Source organism: Rodentibacter sp. (assembly GCF_057314195.1).
Window position 1 is genome coordinate 1 of sequence record NZ_DBHLAM010000023.1, and the last position, 3,346, is coordinate 3,346.

Annotated in this window: 3 protein-coding genes; 1 reads left to right on the forward strand and 2 read right to left on the reverse strand. The window is 44.9% G+C overall.

From position 1 onward, the window contains the following. Positions 1-427: 427 nt before the first annotated feature. Together moeB and moeA are read right to left on the reverse strand one after the other, a co-directional pair. Complete coding sequence (gene moeB, locus ACO59Y_RS03530; protein ID WP_486130697.1) at positions 428-1,159, reverse strand: molybdopterin-synthase adenylyltransferase MoeB; 732 nt, start codon at positions 1,157-1,159, stop codon at positions 428-430. Positions 1,160-1,161: 2 nt separating this feature from the next. Further along, entirely contained in the window at positions 1,162-2,376 is a 1,215-nt protein-coding gene (moeA, locus tag ACO59Y_RS03535; protein WP_486130699.1) for a molybdopterin molybdotransferase MoeA, read from the reverse strand. Between the two features lie 137 nt (positions 2,377-2,513). Here moeA and folE point away from each other — a divergent pair, with 137 nt between their 5' ends. After that, positions 2,514-3,185, forward strand: coding sequence for a GTP cyclohydrolase I FolE (gene folE, locus ACO59Y_RS03540; RefSeq protein ID WP_486130701.1), 672 nt, complete (start codon positions 2,514-2,516; stop codon positions 3,183-3,185). The last annotated feature ends 161 nt before the right edge of the window (positions 3,186-3,346 follow it).

The window sequence follows — 3,346 nt, forward strand, 5'->3', positions numbered from 1 at the left end:
AAAATCAGTTAGCGAAATACAGTGTTTAATCTGCTGATTTTTCTTGCTTTTTTAGGTAGGGAGCAGCCGCCTTCGGGCGGCTGTGTGTTGAAACGATTTTGAGTGCAATATCAAAGATCTTTTTGGATGCAGCCGCCTTCGCGCGGCTGTGTGTTGAAACCTCTTTTATGGCTAATTCGGCGTAAGTAGTTGATGTAGTTGTCTTAGATTGAGATGCTCAATCAGCACCGCATTGGTAGCTATCTTGACGGCGTATTAAAATATACATAAAGCTAAATATGAATGAATTATCTTTTATTTATTTGATGGCGGGGAACACACTGTAAATGCAAATATGCTAATAATGAGACTTAACAGCTAACACTCCCGTTTAGGTGAAATATCGAGAGCTCGGTAAGTAATATGATTTCCTATTTATCCCCTCCTTTTATGCCGAGATTCTAGGCAACTTTATTTCTCTTACATTCATTGAAAAACCATCAATCATCAGCAGTCTCCCGCACAAATTTTTGCCGATTTTTAACTGCACTTTGAGCGCTTCCAGGGCTTGAATGGCGCCGACAATGCCTACGATCGGCGCGAGTACGCCGGCTTCGACACAGCTTAATAGATTTTGTCCGAACAGTCGGCTGAGATCGCGATAGGAGGGCGTGCCGGGTTCGTAAGTGAACACAGAAACCTGTCCTTCCATTCTAATTGCCGCGCCGGAAATCAATGGAACTTTCGCTTTTTCACATTGGCGATCCAGTTGATTGCGAATTTCGACATTGTCGGTGCAATCTAAAATTATGTCAAAATGAGGCAGAATTTCGGCGAGCTTTTCTTCGTCGAGTTTAGCGTTGATCGTGTCGATTTTAACATGCGGATTAAGTTGGAGGAGGGCAATTTTGGCGGATTCCACTTTGGGCATTTCAAGCCGGGCGTCGCAATGCAACACTTGACGTTGTAAGTTTGAAAGGGAAACCGTATCGAAATCAAGCAATGTAAGATGGCCAACGCCGGCTGCCGTAAGATATTGTGCGGCGGCGCAACCCAAGCCGCCTAAACCAACGATAAGCATCTTGCTGTCTTTGAGCTTTTCTTGCCCGTCGAAATCTACCGCTTTGAGAATAATTTGGCGGTTGTAGCGCAATTCTTCTTGGTAACTTAATTCAGCCATGGCTAACTCAAAAGATGGTTGAAGGGTTCAATGGTTACTGTTTCGCCCGCTGCCACATTGCCGCGTTCTTGTTCCAATACGATAAAACAGTTACTTTTTACAAACGCGCTAAACAGATGTGAGCCTTGGAAACCGACCGGTTGTACTTCAATTTGGCCTTGCGCATTCACTTGGTAAAAACCACGCTGAAAATCTAAACGCCCCGGTGCTTTTTTCAAATTAGTAGCGGCAACGGCTTGCAAGTGCGGCGGATTTTTCCAATGTTTTTGTCCTTGCAGTTTGGCAATAAGCGGTTGCACTAGTTGGTAGAAGGTGACCAGCGCAGAAACCGGATTGCCCGGCAAACCGCAGAACCATGCGTTGTCCAATTTACCGAAAGCGAAGGGCTTACCAGGTTTTATAGCGATTTTCCAGAAATTCACTTGGCCGATTTTTTCTAATACGGCTTTGGTGAAATCCGCTTCGCCTACAGAAACACCACCGCTGGTGAGTACTAAATCCGCTTGGCGTTGTGCAGCAATAAAGGCTTTTTCGAATTCCGTTTCATTGTCCGGTAAAACACCGAAATCAATGACTTCGCAATGGAGCTTTTCTAATAATAATTTCACGGTGAAACGGTTAGTGTCGTAAATTTGTCCCGCTTGTAACGGTTTGCCTACTTCCACCAGTTCGTCGCCGGTAGAAAGTACGGCGACTTTTAAACGGCGGTAACATTTTACTTCGGCGATACCAAGAGAGGCCAACAGCGGCAAGGACACCGCATTGAGTGGTGCACCTTGTTGTAGCACGATGTCGCCTTCTTTTACGTCTTCGCCGATGCGCCGAATATTTTGGTTCGGTTTTGGCAATTTGGTAAATGTTACGCTGCCGTCTTCATTCACTACGGCGTCTTCTTGCATCAGCACCGCATCGGCGCCTTCCGGGAGCATTGCGCCGGTCATAATTCTCACTGCACTAAGCGGTGACCATTCTTCTTGAAACGGTTTGCCGGCAAAGGATTTGCCCGCCACGGAAAGTGTTAAAGATTGTTGCAAATCCGCTAAACGCACGGCATAACCGTCCATGGCTGAGTTATCGAAGGAAGGCACGTTAATCGGTGAAATCACGTCTTCGGCACAAATTCGATTGGCCGCGTCTTGTAAATTGAGGGTTTCGCTTTGAGTCGGAAAGGTTAATTGCTCAAGCATTTGCGCACGGGCTTGTTCCAATGTAAGCATAGAAAATCCTTATTTGAGAAAAATTGTCGTTCATTCTATCGCTAAAGGCGGATTCATTCAAATTAGCAATTTTTCTCATTTTACCAGCCGTCTGTCCTTTGCTAGAATACCGCATCATTTTTTTAGGAAAGATTGTTATGAACGAAATTTCACCCGATATTCTCTCTTCTGATGCGGTTAGCGTGCGCAATGCCTTGATTGCCAAGGGGATTGAAACGCCGATGCTTGACCCCGCGCAAAGCAAAGAGAAACGCCGTACGGGAATTGCAAAACATATGCGCGAAGTGATGGCGTTGATCGGGCTTGATTTGCGAGATGATAGCTTGGAAGAAACGCCGAATCGATTGGCGAAAATGTTTATCGATGAAATTTTTAGCGGAATGGATTACGCCAATTTTCCGAAAATGACGAAAATCAAAAATCAAATGAAAGTGAGTGAAATGGTGCAAGTGAACGATATTACGTTGACGAGTACTTGCGAGCATCATTTTGTCACTATTGACGGGCAAGTTTGTGTGGCTTATTACCCGAAAGATTGGGTTATCGGGCTTTCTAAAATTAACCGCATCGTGTCTTTTTTCGCGCAACGCCCGCAAGTCCAAGAGCGTTTAACTGAGCAGCTTTTGGTTGCGTTTCAAACTATTTTGGAAACTGATGATGTGGCGGTGTATGTGAAAGCGACTCACTTTTGCGTGAAAGCACGCGGCATTAAAGATACCCACAGCTATACGGTAACGTCTGCTTACGGCGGCGTGTTTTTGCAAGATCGCGATACGCGTAAAGAATTTTTGGCGACAATTCGGAAGTAAAAATGACATTATGAAATAGGACCGCATTGGAGCCCCGTCAAACGGGCATTCAATGCGGTCCTCTTTTATAACCTTAATAATAAGGTTAAGAAGAGCCGATTAAAGGTCGAAATCGTCGAAATCTTTGGTGTCCACTTTGGAGTCAATTTGACCCACAAGAT

What these genes read in the sequence shown, in the direction of transcription:
- moeB (WP_486130697.1), bottom strand. Translation starts at nt 1,159, where the DNA reads ATGGCTGAATTAAGTTACCAAGAAGAATTGCGCTACAACCGCCAAATT.
- moeA (WP_486130699.1), bottom strand. Translation starts at nt 2,376, where the DNA reads ATGCTTACATTGGAACAAGCCCGTGCGCAAATGCTTGAGCAATTAACC.
- folE (WP_486130701.1), top strand. Translation starts at nt 2,514, where the DNA reads ATGAACGAAATTTCACCCGATATTCTCTCTTCTGATGCGGTTAGCGTG.